Origin of the sequence: Desulforhopalus sp. IMCC35007 (genome assembly GCF_005116575.1) — a bacterium.
Lineage (GTDB): Bacteria > Desulfobacterota > Desulfobulbia > Desulfobulbales > Desulfocapsaceae > Desulforhopalus_A.
The window spans coordinates 91,045-107,408 of record NZ_SWCN01000013.1 but is presented as its reverse complement, the minus strand read 5'-3'; the positions used below and the strand labels follow the sequence as shown (position 1 = coordinate 107,408).

Here is a 16,364-nt window from a genome sequence, read left to right as displayed (position 1 = left end):
ACAATGAAGGAGATCGTACTTTTTACAAAGCATCAATGGTTAAAAACCAGAAACAATTGAATCCCCCTACCTGGAAAAGCACTGGTCGGGGACGTATCCTGGTCGAGAAGAGGCTCATCCGGATTCGAAAAAAAATTGAGGTTGAGCGACCACTGATCATAGCTCCGCTGCCAGGAAATAAATGACGACCAGTACTCCTCCTGCCAGTTGTAATACACAATCGCCAGAAGGGTATCGAGTATGCCTACAGGGTAATCGGCTGAAACTGCCGATATTGTATAATTTTCTCCGGAATCAAAAAGGCTTTTTACAGCAGCACTGTCAAAGTGCTCGGCGAGCAAATGCAGGCCATTTCCAAGGGAAAAGGTGTAATCCATACCGACGGTGACCAGTCTCTGGTAGTTCAGCTCCACTCTCTCAAGATCCTGCCGAGTGAGGGCTCCTTCAAACCATACCCCTGGCCCAATATCCCATTTTCCATCAAGACCGAACCGATCCTCGGCAAAGTTCTCCATTCGCGGTTCAGCAACACTCAAAGAAGTATCGCTACTGTCTACGGTCCTATGGTCATAGGCAAAGCCGATTTCACCGGAGAGCACAGGAAGTTGAAGCCTCCCACCATACTCCACACTCCATTTATCCGTAGGCAGCGTTTCCCAACCTTTTTGGTCCTCATTTCCAGTGAGACCCCAGAACCAGATATTGGCGTTAGAAAGAAAATAATAGCGGCCGAGGAGGCCGTAGACCCCTTCCGTTAGCTGTAATGGATCACGGGGATCCAGGGTGTCAAACCACATAAGCGGCCGAAGCAGGGTGGCGGAACCAAAACTGATTTTCTGAAGACCCGCCCGTAGTTCGTACTGCGGGGCAGCAAAACGCAGCCAGATGCGATAGGGATCGACATCTATCGTATCATCCGTGTGGTCCCACTCTTCATAATCACTCCACCAACGGGCATTTACGGCAAATTCGCCGCTGATCTCATAATCAGGTGAGAGCTGCCCGGAAAGGGACAGTTCAGGGATGTAACGAAGACCGAGCTGATTTTGATCATCTGTTGCCGTCAGCCATCCAGAAAATTGCCCGGAAAAGTCTGGATTCTCGGCATAAACCGGCTGGCAGAAAAAAATGTAACAGGTTGCCAGTACCGTCAATCCCCCATGTATAATCGATCGCACCATAATCGTCCTTACACACCAATACAGAGACAGAATGAAGCATTCTCGAAAATTTTGGTATGAGTATTGGGATGATTTTCTACCGTCTCAGTAAAACAAGCCGCACCTTTATGACTAGCAGTAATCATGGGATTGTCAAGAATTTTCAAAAAAGAGATTCGTCTGTTTGGAAAAGGCGTATGGGAGCAAGGCAGAAATCTAAGAATATATCCTTGCAAGTCGATTTAAGCTGATTTACAGATGTTAGGTGAGAGACAATTCATTGCGTTGCAACAAACCGCCAAGTGTGTTTGGGTTTAGTAGCACGTTGACAATTTTCCAAACAACCCGGGAGATCTTCCCCCAACATTTTACGTTAAGAGGTTCACCATGGACTCGATAGCCATTTTCACAACAGCCCTCGAATATGAAGAAAAGATTCGCGATCTCTACCTCTCAGCAGTGGCAACGGTAGATGATGATCGAGGCAAAAACATTTTCAAGGCATTGGCCGATGATGAACAGTCCCATGTTGATTTTCTGCATTACAGCCTTGAGCAGCTCCGTACAGAAAACCTGATTGATCAAAAACGCCTGGAAACGACAATCCCTGACACCGACCTGATTAATGAAAAAATTGAAAAAATGAAGGCTCAAATCCCCAGCCAAATGCTCGGTGATATTAAAACAGTTCTGAACCGCGCACTAAAGCTTGAGAAAGAAACCTCCGCCTTCTACCACGACGCCATCCAGAAAACCGAAGGTCCAATTAAAGACATCTTCACAAAATTTTACGACATCGAACAGCGCCATGTGGACGTGGTGCAGATTGAACTCGATCACGCAATGCACAACGGTGTATGGTTCGATTTCATGGAAGCTAATCTTGAAGTTGAGTAGTTTCCCTTACTGCGACGCACTGTATCTGTATAATATGCCGTTATAGAATTGATCCCGATCAGGTCGCTTCATGCTTGGTCGGGTTTTATGATGAAGGGAGGATAAACAACCCTACCTTGCCGTTCAGCCTCCCTCCTGTTATGCACGTACACCAACTTTTCAGCTAACAGCAAAAAGATTTTACTGATCCTCATCTATAATCTCAATTAATGCCTTTTTCGCCCTATCTAACATCCAGTTCACATTAGGTCCATCAGCAACTGAGGAGGCGAAATACTCCCGGCCATCCTTATAGGTACCAATTACAACAACTTCATTCAGTTTACCGATAGCAGTCTGCAAAACTTTGTCGACAGGAATATCAGGGCATGTCGCTCCAGGCACGATTATTAAGTCTTCACTCATTGCAATTTCCTCGAGTTATGCATGTTATTGCATAAATAACATCAAAGGGGTCCTTATAGGTCTCAATGATTATGCTATTTTCCTGAACCATTACCGCCCGAACCATTACCGCCCGAACCGTTACCACCCGAACCGTTACCACCCGAACCGTTGCCACCCGAACCGTTGCCGCCTGAGCCATTACCGCCCGAGCCGTTACCGCCTGAGCCATTACCGCCTGAACCATTGCCGCCTGAACCATTGCCGCCCGAGCCACTACCTCCTGAGCCATCGCCATCAACACCACCGCTTTTTCCAATTGTACCTGCATATTGGTGAGCTAACTGCTTGGCAGGTGTATTCTGGGCCTCCTCGTTAAATCTATGCCGCAGTTGCTCCATTTGTCGCACATTGTAGCCATTCTGCAAGGCCTGGCAAACAGTGTCCGATATGTCTGTAGAATGAGCGCCCAAACGTGCCATTGTTCGGACTGTCAGCATGGTCTGAAGCGTAAGGTCCTCGGCATGATTTCTTGTTTTCTGGCGAGTCTGTACCCTTAAACGAGCTACTATCACATCGAGTTCCTCAGCCGAAATTCCTGCGGCCAGACTGTCAGCAATCGCATCTGCAATTGACGCATTGGCTTTTTTGTCAGATGATAGCGATCTTGTAAGCCGGTAGGCATGACTGTATCGATGCCGTACTGTCTCCATTGCAGCAACTACCTTCTCCTGCGGCACCTGTTTTACAATGCCTTCCACGGCTTTATTCATCACCGGCAAAGTCGGCAGCTCCTCATTAACAGTATTGAGCACGGTCTGTTTGGCCCGGATGATGTTTCTCTCCTGGTATCTATTCTGATACATCAGGCGAAACATTTTCTCTGCCTGTTCTTCATCAATGCCCTGGGCCTTCATTTCCCGGGAAATTTGGCGGACATTTTCCTGTTGCTGAACCGACAGTACCTCAGGGTCGGCAGCATAAACCCATGTGGACATAATAAAAAAGACAATAATAAATAAACGTGTCGTTTTCATACGCGCCTCCCTTCTGTGGATGTAGACTGGTTATATCAATATAACGTCTGAAAATCAGAGAGGTTACATCTTTGGTTCGAAAATACAGTTTTTTGAGCCAAAATCGTCTTTTTCTGTCATGGGGCATGAGGGGAGAAATATTTCGTTATCAACCCTGTAAAAATATTTAAAGGGTTGTTGTGCAGGTACGGTTATATCCCAGATTCCTTTCTGCTGTGTGAGTCGCTGACCTGTATAGCTATCCAGCGAATAGTAAAACAATACGCTTTTTGCCTCTTTATTTTTCAGGTACAGGGTGAGTTGATTGCCATTTTGAATACTATAATGGCTGGAACAGGAGACCAGAGCCAGAGCGAAACCAATGCACCCTAAAGTTGATACTTTCACAACCACACCTCTTAAGATAAGATTTCATGGTGGTTAGTATTTGATTTTGCAACAACCCACCTCCGCAGGAGGGAACACTAGCATCGATCTACAAACCGGGCAGGACACTTTGCAGTCCGACCCGGTTAGTCTTATTGAACGTTTCTTTTCATCTGCTACTAGATCAATGCATTTTTCTTGGAATTATTTCTTCGTCTGAAACCTGCAAGGCAGGCAACACCGACACCAAAGAGAAGCATCGTTGAAGGCTCCGGGACAGGGGCGGCAACAGTGATCTCCCCGTTTGTAAAAGAAGCGTCTATGGGATTTGGACAATCAGGATCCGCATCAACCAAATATACATTGCTGAACCCTAATGAACTGTGGCCAAGACCCAGACCAGTAATGTTTAAGGTTGCAAGTATGAATGAATCTGCCTGATTGCTAAAATTCCACAACAAAGAAAGTTGCGTCAGATCATAGTGACCTGGTCCATAATCACTACCACTGCCTTTACTGTTATCAATAAATTCGTCCCAAATACCTCCATTGATTCCCAGTTCAAATCCTAATGAATAGGAATCAATGGACAGGACGGCCTCATTATAGGTAATATCAAACTGAAATGCTGAAAGATCAACAAACTCAAGCCCCTCAATTACGATATCCACGCTGGTGGATTCACCCACACCGATAGTTGAAGCGCCGGGGACAAAACTGAGCGAGGTAGCCCACAGTTGTGTGAACATCAATGTTGTCGCCGCAAGGGTCGTGGCGAAAGAAAATAGTAGATTTTTTGGTTTCATTTTTCTGTTTCTCCTCATCGATCTATGTTGGTCTAATATCCTCAATCTGTACCCCTGTTCATAAGTTTGCAACGTTATGTACAGGGGGGCAGGCCTTACGAATTATTGACTGGCACACCTTGGGTAGGTGCACATCATCATCAGTTTACGCGCATCCAGCACGGTGATGATTTTGTCTCCGTCGATATCACACTCAGGACATTTGTCGGAATACTGATTTCGGTAAGACATCAGCCCATAGATATCGGTCATATCGATGATACCGTTACTATCCGTATCTCCCATAATCGGTTGGGGATATTTCACCTTCCTGTACCAGACATCGGCACCCTGAAAATGGCTCATGCTGCTTTCTTCATCAATAGCCAGTTCCTGCTCCCATATTGAGTGCAGTGCCGAAGCCGAAGGATCCGTCACCACCTGAATATCACCCTGGAAGGCATCTCCTTTGGCGATCCAATCAAACTCAACTATGAATTCGTCGTAAGCTGGGTTGATCTCATTTGCTATTTCGAACTCATCGACAGCATTGTTGGTTGGTTCTCCTGTAATATTATCAATATATTCCATAGAACCGCTTACATATTTTGGATTTTCCTTCTCGATACCTTCATAATAGAAAAGACCATCATCCTCATCACGCGTAGCCCTCGAATAGCTCAGGTCGAGGAAAATCTCGTCCTCCTCTAGTTCTGTCACATTCGGTGCCGGCTGAGGGGTGTTTTCCTTAGTCCCGAGTGCGACAAAAAAGCTGTTTTCATTGAAATAATCATGCAGCGGTATCTCTATACCATCATATGGAGGCAGCATGTAGTCGGCATATGTTGCTCCTGGTGGATAGAGGGTATCCGGTGGCAGCAGCAGACGGCAGTCTGAAACCGATTCCTCATGGTTCTTTAGCTCTGATACATTAACAGGCAGGGTCCACGTCACTCCACCATCATCTGAGGTCCTGACATAAAAGTCATAGTGGTCCTTTGCCTTTTTGGCAGCCGCCCAGTTGGTGGAGTAGGCAAAACCGACAGCCACAAAGTTGCCGCGGATTTCCAGTCGGGTTGAGAAAACATTGTCAAAAGGGTTATCCACGAGATCTGGAATTTCGCCATCTGCTCCATCTGACACCCATAATTTCTCACCATCCTCAATGTTCCAATAGCCTGAAGAGTCATCCAGATTGTCAGTAGTCCAATAGAAGTGCTCAACATTGGGTGTTTGGTGACCACTGAGGAGATCGCCAGTTCCGTCCGCTGCCGAGTAATCAACTTCCCCCGGCTCCAGCTCCTCTTCTTTAAAGATATAAGGAGTTGATGAACTCAGATTCATCGCATATGTGTCAAGATTGTCAGTAGCATCGAAACCATTTCTGAAAAAGCGGATAAAGGCATCGGCAGGGGCACCCTGACCATCCTTACCCTGTTTGTAGAGCAGACCCAGGGTGATATTAGCACCATCAACACCATACCTTGGATTTGGTACCACTCGTACCCGGCGGGCATTTTCATCGTGCCCATCTAAAGTACCTGGTGCTGTCCAGTCCATGTTCGGGATGTTAATCTGTGCACCATGAGCAATGGTGTCAGGGTTGTCTAAAGCGAAACTGTGGTAATAAATATTTTTGCCATGTCGGTAGCGTGGTTCGGCGTCCTTGTTGTTGTCAGGATCACCAACGGTTTGAGTTGTTGCACAGCCATAGGTTGGACTGCCAATTACTAAATCTATTGTCTCTCCTTCTTCAAGTTCTTCAAGCAAAGGTGTACCGAGACAAAGATCAGACCGGTCCGGAGCTGTGTCCATGTCGGTATCCTTGGTATTATAGGCGACATGGCAACTGCTGCAATCTATGTTCTTTGAGTGCCAGCCCGGCAGGTGTTCCGGGAGTACATATAAGGCGTCGGGATCGGTCTGGGCATAATCCCTTGGGTAAATAGCCGTACCCCTGATAAATTTCACACAGCCGCCAAGAAGCCCTGTGGAAGTATTTAGATCAACACTGTCGGGTAGCAGCGCTACAGGTTGCTCGGTTGCAAGCGGATAACCGCTATAAGGGAAATAGGCTTCTGCATTGCTCAGCCAGGTTCCACCCTTGTCTGAAATACACACATTGCGGTCTCCGACGGGAATAAAACGGTTTTTCGGAACAATATTATCATAGTGACAACTTCGACAATCCCGGTTGGTGAAACCGCCCAGATAGCCCGCATCACCGTGGTATTCGTCAACCGTACCATCCTCGTTTTTATAAACGGCATAGGGAGAGGCCAGCAGAGTTCCAGTTGTCTCAACTCCATCTTGCATAGAGGTTGTATCATATGTTGTTTCGGGAATATAATGCACAAGTGGAAATGCAGCGGCCTGTTCCATGGCGGCAGCTTCTTTATCTCCTCCGACACCAATCCCCTTTGTCTCTTCATAGGCTACAAGAGCAAGAGTCTCACCCATCCAGTTGACAAGTGAGAGGTTGGCCCGGGAGGCTCCAGTATTGCCATCCAGGGGCACACCTTCGTCGGAGGTATAGTAGGCTATCTCAAAAGCAGGATCTTCAGAGGTTACTTCCTCTCCATCTCCATCGACTCTGGGGTTATTTGCAAATTCTGCACAATAAGGTGCTCCCTCATTACGCGTGCCGACGACTTCCGGAACCTCCAGGAAAGAATCCTTTGGTAAACCGCACTTGGGGCAAGTCCATTCTTCAGGAAGATCTTCCCAGAGAATAGGCTCATTGTTTGTGCCCCCCTCATAGTAATAGTCACAAGTAGTGGTGTCAGCTGGATCATGGACATGAGCAACGATATCAGTTGTAACACGTTCCTTACACACAGCATTGTCGGTAATACGTACAGGTGGTGAAAAGGTAACATCTACATGAGGTGTTGCTCTGGTATCGTCTGCTGCAAAATCTTCATTGACCTCTGGCGATAAGAAGATTCTATCCGCATCTTCATTTGGTACAAAGCCTTCATCGATCTCTGCAAAATTTTCAAATTCCAGATAAGTGTACCAGATATCTGTTTTATGATTTACACCAGCACCGGACATTCCGGCGCCGGGACCACGCCCTTTTCCGGTCTTTAAACCCTTCGGGTCTTCCTGCCAGGTAATAGCAAAGCCCCCGGGACCCTTTGTGTCGGGGTCTTCAGCGGCGGGGAATACCCGTATGGCATCCCTTCGACCTGTGGTGATCTGCTCGGCGCTGTACCAGACAACAGTTCCGAAATCGGGATTCGGCACACTCTCTTCATCATCATAAAATTGATTTAACTGGAGAACTCCACGAGCTGCCCATACACAACTGAATGGTCGTACGCCCAGATCTGGACGCGGTTCTTCATCACCTTTCACATCTTCATAGTCGACAGAACGCTGTGACCCCATGATCTGGTAGTCGTCATCCTCATCTTCAATGCCCCAGGGATTGCCACTGCGGCAGTATTTATCAACCCAGGTAACCAGAATGTTTTCTCCGGCAACAGCCATATCAGCGACTTCTGAATCACCGGGATATTTCACCTCGTTTGGGAGTTCAAAGGACGATTTTACAGCCGTTTTTGAGATATTCTTTCTTTTCCAGGTCGCACCTTCGTCAAGGGAAACCGCCGTATAGACATCATGGGCCAAGCGCCAGCCATCTTTTATGCCGTCACCATCGGCATCGTAGTCAGGCACGCTGTTAAATTCAGTCCCTTCCAGCTCCTGGAGATAGGTCACAACAATAGGCTTGACTTTCGTGTCAATCGGGCAGTCAGCAGTTCCATCGCTAGCAACAGGGCAGGAGATAAAGCTGCCGCTCTCCGGATCCTTGTAAAGCAACTCATCCTTAGTATTCCGAGCCTGGGTATACCGTGGAACGACAGAAATCTTCGCTTCCCCGCTATAAAATTCTGGCGTTTTTGAGATTATTTTTCTGAAAATAGTATTTGATAGCGAAGCATCATTAATATTCAGCACAGGCTGGAAAGGTGGCACATTAATATCATTAATCTCCCCTGCAGCAAAAACTACATCCATGCTAACTGTTTCATCAACAGCAAATAAGTCATCTGCAGCAGTGGCAAAGTCATAATATAAAGAGCCATCATCGGTTGTACCCGTGGTATTGATCGGGCCAGCAACACCATCGTCTAGCTGAATATAGACCCGCATATTGCCTTCAAGATCAGCTTCACTGCCATTAGTGACAGCTACTGTAAAGGTGACGGTCTCCGTCGCAGAATCAATTACACCAGAGCTGACAGCGACCGTGATGGCATCGTCTTCAGATGGAACCCAGGCCGCCATGGCCATTTCGGCAAGGAAACTTCCTCCAAAAACAAATATAAAAAACCAGAATAATAATTTCCTCATACTGTCCCCTCCTTAACCTTTGCAAGTCTATAGATTTTTTTTAAGATTTCCAAACTCTACCTTGCTGTTAGTCCTCCCAATAGATGGTCCAGAATTTTGCTCAACCATTACCTCCTTTTTTAAAAAAATATGTTGAGTGGATTGATTTCCCTTTGATTTTTGTTCTCGCACCGAATACAGGAACTTGTACTTGCTCTTCCAATAGTCATGCCAAGCAAACTCCCTCCTCTCACATCCAGGAGCCGCAAGGGGGAAAAGCACTAATATTAATCCCAAATTTTATATACTGGAATTCTTAGGCAAGGCATGCCAGGGGGCCAGCGAACATGTGCCATGACACAGGTGTGTGTCATGACATAGTGTGCCATTTATCGTGGTAGAGAGGAGATTTTTGATTTATTTTCTACTACATGTTGAAAAAGTGAATACGGAGGAAGTGGGGGGATACACGGGAAAAAATCTCAACCGTCTATATTATACTTATCGATCTTGCGATAAATCGTTCGGCGACTCATACTCAGCAACCGTGCAGCTTTAGCCTTGTTACCTCCGGTTTTTTCCAAGGCCTCCTCAATGGATTGAGCTTCGCTGTCCTCGTCAAGAAGTTTATAGTTGTTAACCGCCTTGGACTGGTTCTGGAATTCAAGCGGGAGATGAGAGACTGTAATCACATTCTGATTGCAGAGAATGAAAGCATGCTCCAGGGTATTTTCAAGTTCACGGACATTCCCCGGCCATGAGTGTAGACTGAAGAGTTTCTCAATATCCGAAGAAATCGCCTTAATTTTTTTACCGAATTTACGGTTAAATTTTTCAATCATATGATTGGTCAGCAGGGGAAGATCATCTTTACGCTCCCTGAGTGGGGGAATCTTGAGTTGGACCACATTTAACCTGTAATACAAATCCTTGCGGAAGGAACCATAGTCAACGGCCTCTGCCAGGTCACGATTGGTCGCAGCAACGACACGGACGTCTACCTGATCTGCAATGGAACTACCCACTCGTTCAAAAGACATGGTTTCAATGACCCGGAGGAGCTGCAGCTGCATCTTCGCCGAAATATCTCCAATCTCGTCCAGGAAAATGATGCCACCATCGGCCAGCTGGAACCTGCCAATCTTATCGTTTACTGCGCCGGTAAAGGCCCCCTGAACATGACCAAAAAGTTCACTTTCCAGAATAGAGTCGGCTAGAGCCCCACAGTTGACCTTTACCAGCGGGCCGTCACGACGATCACCTGCTGCATGTATGGCCTCGACGATCAGTTCTTTTCCTGTGCCGCTTTCACCAATGATCAACACGGTGGTCTGCACATCTGCCAGTTCCTTTATTGTTTTTTTTATTTTCTGCATCTGCATGCTGACGCCAACCAATGGATCAAATACTCGATTGTCCTTAATATTTTGTTCCAGGTGGAACAGTCGGGTTTCATCGCGGACAACCATGACACAACCGGTAAATCGATCCATATGGTCAATAAGAGGAGACCCGCTGATGCTGACTATCTGTTTATTCTTATTTTGCAGGTGGCACTCAACATGGCGCAGTTCTACTGCTTTTCGGGTGGAGAGGATCTCCTTGGCCACGTCCACACAGGCTCCACCACAGCCGCTAATCATTGTCTCCAGAGACCCACTGATCAGGTCTTCTTTTTTAAAACCGCAAAGCCGCATAGCTGCGTCATTGAGATCGACCACACCCATCTGCGCATTTACTGTAATAATGCCGTCTCTGACATTTTTAAATATTGCTTCCATATTGGAACGACAACGGTCTTTCTCATCAGACAACTGTTTTTGCCGAAATGCGAATCTTGCAACCCTAAGGAGGTCGCCCTGGCGAACCGGTTTGACCAGGTAGTCCTGTGCGCCGTGCCTGAGAGCCTCTGCCGCAGTATCAACACTTGGAGCCCCGGTTATAATAATCACCTGAGCATTGGGGTTTCCTTTTTTAACGGTTCGCAGTAAATCTATGCCGGTCTTGCCCTCCATAATGATATCGATGAATAACAGGTCAAACGTAGTCTCTGCCAGAAAGGTTACAGCTTCCTCATAATTTTTGGCTGTAACAATCTCATACCCTTCTTCTGTTAGAAAGGATCGAAAGGTAAAACGAATACTTTCTTCATCATCAACAACCAAAATTTTCATAGGCATAACGATCCCTTTATCCTAGAAGTTATTAAAATAATCTCAGACCACAGCCTGGAAAATGGCGCATCTCTCATCTAGGCTGAAGTGATGCCATATTGGCTGGAAGCTCAACCGTCACCCTGGTATAATCATCAACAATACTGTCGATAATGAGGGTACCTTCATGATTTTCAATGATTCTATGACTGATAGTCAGACCAAGCCCAGTACCTTTACCTTTTGGTTTTGTGGAAAAAAAGGGGTTGACGACCTTGTCAAGCTGGTCAGCTGGTATTCCTATCCCATAATCGGTGAAACAAGTTCTGACGACACTCCCCTCTTCCCTGGAAACGACGGTTACATCAATATCCAGTCGTTTAAGGTCTTCACCGTGAGAGAATCTTTCATTAAGTGCATAGCGACTGTTGTTAATAATATTGAGAAAAACCTGCTCAATTTCCTGGCCAATAGCTGTAACTGGCAGCAGGTTGTCATCCACTTTGACAGACGTTACAATGCCGTCTTTTCTCAGCTGCGCATCGGTCAATATTAGCGCCTCCTTAAGAAGGTCTCTGATGCTGACCAGGCTCTTTTTCTCACCCTCTCGTCGAGAAAAAGACAGTAGACTGGCAACAATTCCTGCGATCCGGTCTCCTTCACCTATGATTCGACTGGCGATTGCATTGAGTGGGTCTTCCTTCCTGGTTTTATTTACCAGTATCTGGGCATAGTTGATGATACCGTTTATAGGATTATTTATTTCATGAGCGACTCCGGCTGCCAGTTCGCCAAGAGCTGCAAGGCGTTCTGAGCTGATTGCCATAGCCAAAGAAGCCTTTTGCTCGGAGACGTCAAGTCGTGAAACCACAACCTTGCGCCCATTATTGTTATCGATAAATGGCGTGTAGGTATGCTGGAAGCTTTTTCCTGATGAGGTGTCAAATTCAAAACGCTCGACTGTGGAAGATGAGAGAGCCTTTTGCATAAAGCATTCCTCGCAGGGTTGGGACATGTTGCGAAATACTTCATAGCAAAGGCAGGAATCTGTTGCACTGGCACTTTTTTTCAACACCTCATTTTTATATTCCAGTTGATACCTATCATTGATGATACCAACGCTCTCCATCTGGTGAAAGAGGATGCTGTGCAGTTTATCCCGTTCGAACTGGAGCTCCCTCTGAATGCTCTTGATCTTAGTAATATCCTTGAAAGCCTCGACGATTCGGATCGCGCCATCGCCCCCCTCGAATGTTGAGAACGAGAGATCACAGATGAGCATGGAGCTGTCTGATCGAATTTTAATTACCTCATAATTAGCCAACTCCCTGCCATCAAGGACCTGCTGGAGAGGACAGTTCTCGTGGTAGCACATGTTACCGGCAAAGATATCGAAACATTTTTTACCGATCGCATCTTCAGGATCAACGCCTGCCAAATCAGCGAAGGTCTGGTTAACTTTTAAGATATTGAAGTTGCTATCGATCAGACGCATACCAACCGTAGCTGTCTGAAAAATCTGGTGTAATTCGGCATGAGCATGACGTATTGCCTGTTCCATTCTTTTTTGTTCAGTGATATCAAAGAAAGCCTCCAGTAGGTGTGGTTTCCCTAGATACTGAACCTCAGTCGCACTTTTGAGGATGGGAATAATCTTCTTATCAGCAGTGATGAGTTGACGCTCAGAGATGTCAATCTTCTGCCCCATATCCAGGACAGGGCACTCCCCTTTCAGCGAATTGCACAGGTAATTATGGCAGATCTTACTCTGTAGTCTTTTCAGGGGCGAGCCGATCAAGTTTACGGCGTTATGATTGGCGTAGCTGATTGTTCGGGATTTGCTGTCGATCAAGATAATGGCTGCAGGATTATTTTCTAGAATTCCCTGCGCCTCTTTCTCTCGTTCTATAAGCGCCAACTCCGTTTGCCTGAGACGGTTGATGATATTTTGGCCATATGAGCTGAAAATGATCAGAATTGCTACAACAATGAAGCGCATCCAAAGCTCGTGACCATCGGGAGAAATGAGATGAGAAAGAAATTGTCCTCCACCAAAAAAATAACTGTGAATAGCCGATTCTGCTATCCAATAGAGGATAATGAAAACAGCACCTGCCCACCCAAGGTGGTTGAACCTTCTATTGGGAGCGTTTTTCCATTTGACTTGCATTTCCAATTCCTCGGAAAAATTCTTTTGCCGCAAAACTCTTTTTGGGGTAAAAAGTCAAAACTCTCGTAACTTTGCACAATGATTTTTGCGCAAACAAGCGTGTTTATTTTCCCACTTCCCCGCAATGAGTCCTCTTCTTGCAAAAATCAGACCTCTCGAATAATGTAAGCATCCCCTCTCATCTTTCAGGTCGCACAATTAGGGGCCTCGACAATAATGAGAAACTTGTTATAAAATGATGCCTGGACCTTGATGTTTAGTGAAACATCAGTGCGTTATCAACCTGATATTTAATTTCAAAAACGACGGTTTCCACCTTAAGCTACAGCGTATTAACTTTCTCACTTCAACCGTGCTCTAACAGAGATTATTCTTATTGTTATCAAGAATTTACGGTAATTAGTTACAGGGCAGTCCTTAATGCCGCGACTATGGGCTTTGTAAGCACGTTAAATTTTCCGGCTAGCCGACCACTCATCCACCATTCCATGACTCAAGCTTCATCGCAAGCCTTATATTACATGTATTCTCAACAACCAGAAGGGCAGTGAAACATTTTACACATTTCCGGAATTTTTTTATTCGGGGTGTTGAAAAAATGAATTAACTTTTTTCAATCTACAATCATCGAAAGTTGTTTTTATTTACCCTGCATGCCAAGATGTAAGAGAAAGACCTCCTTTTAATACACACATTGATCCATTAACACCTGAATTTTGCATACACAAAGTACAGAAAAAATGATTTACCATTGCAAAACAAGATGTTGCATTCATCATAATGATTTTTAGAAACTCATTTTTCATGAGTGTTATTTTTCTGTTATTTGCTACCCTTCGGGAGTGACAATTCCACCGAATCTGCTTTGTTGCCGAAGCCTTGAAGTATATTTATACGTCTCCAGCTTCGCTGCCGTGCATCCCCGTCGGACTGCTCAATTGCAAAATTCAGGTACAAAGATAATACTTGCACATTCAACAATGGCCAGACAGGAATTCAGCAATACAGTAATTGAGATAATCCGCGCTATCCCTCGGGGGTTTGTTGCAACCTATGGCGGAATTGCCTTCATGGCTGGCAGTCCTCAAGCGGCCCGGCAGGTTGCCCGAATTCTTCACGCCTGTTCCGGCAAAGAACAACTGCCCTGGCACCGTGTGGTAAACCGGGAGGGACGTATCTCTTTGAAACCTATGCAGGGATATGAGGAGCAAAGAATGCTGCTTGAAGACGAGGGTGTTACATTTGACGCCAAAGGAAGGATCGACCTTGATCTTTATCTTTGGCGGGGAAGAGTTGCAGGGGAGCCTGGTGATGGAACAAGAGACTTTTCAGGCTAAAAGAAAGCCACGCAGTGGCGCAGCTTTCTTATAAAGCGTCATACACCTACAAGGCTATACAGCTTCGATAACAAAGTAGCTTTTCTTGCCTTTTTGCAACAGCAGATAAGTTCCGTTGATCAGATCAGAGGCAGTGACCAGGTATTCCTGATCCGTGACTTTTGCTTTGTTCAGACTGAGTCCGTTTCCTTTAATGGTACGGCGCGCCTCACCTTTACTTGGGAAGACTGTTGTTTCAGCTGCAAGTAATTCAATAATTGGCACTCCGGCATCCAGCTTCGCATGATCGATTTCAAAGGTTGGCACCCCTTCAAATACCGCCAGAAACGTCTCTTTATCGAGTTTTGCAAGGCTTTCGGTTGTGGCATTACCAAAAAGAATCTCTGAGGCCTCCACGGCCTTGTCGTATTCTTCTTCGTTGTGAACCATGCAGGTTACCTCTTTTGCCAAGCGTTTCTGCAAGGGTCGAAGGTGCGGTGCGGCTTCCTGTTCTTTTATCAGCTCAGCAATTTCTTCCTTGCCAAGGAGGGTGAATATTTTGATATACTTCTCAGCATCGGCATCGGAGACATTGAGCCAGAACTGATAGAATTTATAGGGTGTGGTCAGCTTTGGATCAAGCCAGATATTACCGCTTTCTGTTTTTCCGAATTTTCCACCATCTGCTTTGGTAATAAGCGGGCAGGTAAGGGCGAAAGCCTCACCACTTTCTTTGCGGCGGATAAGTTCTGTGCCGGTTACGATGTTTCCCCACTGGTCGGATCCGCCCATCTGCAGTCTGCAGTTTTTCTCCCGGTACAGGTGAAGAAAGTCGGTTCCCTGAACGAGCTGATAAGAAAATTCGGTAAAGGACATGCCTGTCTTGGCATCATCACTTAAACGTTTTTTGACACTATCCTTGGCCATCATATAATTGACGGTAATATGCTTGCCGATGTCCCGGATAAAATCTAAAAAGCTGAAGTCTTTCATCCAGTCATAATTGTTGACCAGTTCGGCGGCATTGGCTGCGTCTGATTCAAAATCGAGGAATTTAGCGAGCTGCCTCTTTAAACAATCCTCGTTATGGCGAAGGGTTTTCTCGTCGAGAAGGTTACGCTCTGCCGATTTTCCCGATGGATCGCCGATCATTCCCGTTGCGCCTCCGACAAGGGCTATGGGCTTATGTCCGGAAATCTGAAAATGCTTGAGCATCATCACACTTACCAGATGCCCGATATGCAGTGAGTCTGCGGTCGGGTCTATGCCGATATATGCAGAAGTCATTTCTTTTTTGAGCTGCTCTTCCGTTCCAGGCATGATGTCGTGGATCATACCGCGCCATGTGAGTTCTTCGACAAAATTCATCTTTCAGTTATTTAGGTAATGTGTTTGGGGTAGTAGTTGAGCCGTCTTTTTCATATATCTCTTAGAAAAAATGAGATTGAATTCGATATGGACTACTCTTTTACCATGTGAGCGCAGTTTTGTCCTGCCCATCTTTACCTATCAGGATTAAATGGTCAAGAAGCTCCATCCCCGATAGGTTTTCACAAAGTTTTCTTTAGAAAAAATGGAGTATCTGAGGCCATTTTGGCCTCAGATATTTTTGATATCTACAGATGAATTGCAAGCAGGGCTATTTCTGATACGGGCCAGGGGCACAGAGGGCACCCTCTTTATTTGAAAGGTTTCCACAATTTCCACAAATATATTTAGGGTTTGCAGACAATTTCTCAACCTGAGCCATCTTTT

The 16,364-nt window shown here is 45.8% G+C and carries 11 protein-coding genes; 2 read left to right on the top strand and 9 right to left on the bottom strand.

Translation table 11 applies throughout. The features are described 5' to 3' along the window. Positions 1–32: 32 nt before the first annotated feature. The gene (locus FCL48_RS14630) at positions 33–1,181 is read right to left on the bottom strand and encodes a hypothetical protein (protein ID WP_136873029.1); all 1,149 of its coding nucleotides are present in this window, start codon (positions 1,179–1,181) and stop codon (positions 33–35) included. A gap of 366 nt (positions 1,182–1,547) precedes the next feature. On the opposite strand from FCL48_RS14630, the gene FCL48_RS14625 reads away from it, so the two are divergent. Beyond that, the gene (locus FCL48_RS14625) at positions 1,548–2,057 is read left to right on the top strand and encodes a ferritin family protein (RefSeq protein ID WP_136873028.1); all 510 of its coding nucleotides are present in this window, start codon (positions 1,548–1,550) and stop codon (positions 2,055–2,057) included. 180 nt (positions 2,058–2,237) lie between these two features. Here FCL48_RS14625 and FCL48_RS14620 read toward each other — a convergent pair whose 3' ends face one another. The 7 genes from FCL48_RS14620 to FCL48_RS14590 form a co-directional block, all read right to left on the bottom strand. Beyond that, positions 2,238–2,462 carry a hypothetical protein gene (locus tag FCL48_RS14620; RefSeq protein ID WP_136873027.1) on the bottom strand — a complete coding sequence of 75 codons (225 nt, stop codon included), beginning with the start codon at positions 2,460–2,462 and terminating at the stop codon, positions 2,238–2,240. A gap of 74 nt (positions 2,463–2,536) precedes the next feature. Then, entirely contained in the window at positions 2,537–3,478 is a 942-nt protein-coding gene (locus FCL48_RS25220) for a hypothetical protein (protein ID WP_205747725.1), read from the bottom strand. A 63-nt stretch (positions 3,479–3,541) separates the two neighbouring features. Then, positions 3,542–3,865: a hypothetical protein gene (locus tag FCL48_RS14610; RefSeq protein WP_136873026.1), complete on the bottom strand. Its 324-nt coding sequence runs from the start codon at positions 3,863–3,865 to the stop codon at positions 3,542–3,544. A gap of 158 nt (positions 3,866–4,023) precedes the next feature. Next, positions 4,024–4,650 (bottom strand): PEP-CTERM sorting domain-containing protein, encoded by a 627-nt coding sequence (locus FCL48_RS14605; protein ID WP_169309234.1) that lies wholly within the window; start codon positions 4,648–4,650, stop codon positions 4,024–4,026. Positions 4,651–4,752: 102 nt separating this feature from the next. After that, positions 4,753–8,991 carry a choice-of-anchor O protein gene (locus tag FCL48_RS14600; protein ID WP_136873024.1) on the bottom strand — a complete coding sequence of 1,413 codons (4,239 nt, stop codon included), beginning with the start codon at positions 8,989–8,991 and terminating at the stop codon, positions 4,753–4,755. A 461-nt stretch (positions 8,992–9,452) separates the two neighbouring features. Further along, a complete protein-coding gene (locus FCL48_RS14595; RefSeq protein WP_136873023.1) occupies positions 9,453–11,150 on the bottom strand; it encodes a sigma-54-dependent Fis family transcriptional regulator in 1,698 nt (565 codons plus the stop codon). Positions 11,151–11,217: 67 nt separating this feature from the next. Beyond that, positions 11,218–13,293 (bottom strand): PAS domain S-box protein, encoded by a 2,076-nt coding sequence (locus FCL48_RS14590; RefSeq protein WP_136873022.1) that lies wholly within the window; start codon positions 13,291–13,293, stop codon positions 11,218–11,220. Between the two features lie 980 nt (positions 13,294–14,273). Between FCL48_RS14590 and FCL48_RS14585 the strand changes: the two genes are divergently transcribed. Further along, positions 14,274–14,630, top strand: coding sequence for an MGMT family protein (locus FCL48_RS14585; protein ID WP_136873021.1), 357 nt, complete (start codon positions 14,274–14,276; stop codon positions 14,628–14,630). Positions 14,631–14,684: 54 nt separating this feature from the next. On the opposite strand, the gene tyrS is transcribed toward FCL48_RS14585, so the two are convergent. Next, positions 14,685–15,977 carry a tyrosine--tRNA ligase gene (gene tyrS / locus FCL48_RS14580; protein ID WP_136873020.1) on the bottom strand — a complete coding sequence of 431 codons (1,293 nt, stop codon included), beginning with the start codon at positions 15,975–15,977 and terminating at the stop codon, positions 14,685–14,687. Positions 15,978–16,364 lie beyond the last annotated feature (387 nt).

Coding starts and splice junctions, on each gene's coding strand:
- FCL48_RS14630 (WP_136873029.1), bottom strand. CDS start 1,181: ATGGTGCGATCGATTATACATGGGGGATTGACGGTACTGGCAACCTGT.
- FCL48_RS14625 (WP_136873028.1), top strand. CDS start 1,548: ATGGACTCGATAGCCATTTTCACAACAGCCCTCGAATATGAAGAAAAG.
- FCL48_RS14620 (WP_136873027.1), bottom strand. CDS start 2,462: ATGAGTGAAGACTTAATAATCGTGCCTGGAGCGACATGCCCTGATATT.
- FCL48_RS25220 (WP_205747725.1), bottom strand. CDS start 3,478: ATGAAAACGACACGTTTATTTATTATTGTCTTTTTTATTATGTCCACA.
- FCL48_RS14605 (WP_169309234.1), bottom strand. CDS start 4,650: ATGAAACCAAAAAATCTACTATTTTCTTTCGCCACGACCCTTGCGGCG.
- FCL48_RS14600 (WP_136873024.1), bottom strand. CDS start 8,991: ATGAGGAAATTATTATTCTGGTTTTTTATATTTGTTTTTGGAGGAAGT.
- FCL48_RS14595 (WP_136873023.1), bottom strand. CDS start 11,150: ATGCCTATGAAAATTTTGGTTGTTGATGATGAAGAAAGTATTCGTTTT.
- FCL48_RS14590 (WP_136873022.1), bottom strand. CDS start 13,293: ATGCAAGTCAAATGGAAAAACGCTCCCAATAGAAGGTTCAACCACCTT.
- FCL48_RS14585 (WP_136873021.1), top strand. CDS start 14,274: ATGGCCAGACAGGAATTCAGCAATACAGTAATTGAGATAATCCGCGCT.
- tyrS (WP_136873020.1), bottom strand. CDS start 15,977: ATGAATTTTGTCGAAGAACTCACATGGCGCGGTATGATCCACGACATC.